The organism is Bombella pluederhausensis (genome assembly GCF_026385525.1).
Taxonomy (GTDB): domain Bacteria; phylum Pseudomonadota; class Alphaproteobacteria; order Acetobacterales; family Acetobacteraceae; genus Bombella; species Bombella pluederhausensis.
The window spans coordinates 1-292 of record NZ_JANIDY010000013.1 but is presented as its reverse complement, the minus strand read 5'-3'; the positions used below and the strand labels follow the sequence as shown (position 1 = coordinate 292).

The 292-nt window shown below is 54.8% G+C and carries 1 protein-coding gene; it reads right to left on the bottom strand.

The window, feature by feature from the left end; genetic code table 11:
• Window positions 1-292 (bottom strand): hypothetical protein (locus NQF86_RS09115; RefSeq protein ID WP_266117333.1); only part of this gene is annotated, 292 nt, incomplete at both ends.

The window sequence follows — 292 nt, the reverse complement described above, 5'->3', positions numbered from 1 at the left end:
GCAACTTTGCTGCCTTCAACGTCAGCCGTACCCTCATTGTCCAGCGTCCCATTGAGGGCGCTGTTGGTGAGGGTAAAGCCTGCCTTGTTGATGACATTACCGACAGAGCTGTCTGTTAGCTCGGCGGTACCAGCCTGATTGAGCAGGCCAGCCAGAGCGGATTTCTTGACGATCAGCGTGCCATTGTTGGTTGTTGTGTCAGCAACCTTGCTGCCTTCAATGTCAGCCGTACCTTCATTGTTCAGCGTTCCATTGAGGGCGCTGTTGGTGAGGGTGACGCCCGCCTTATTGA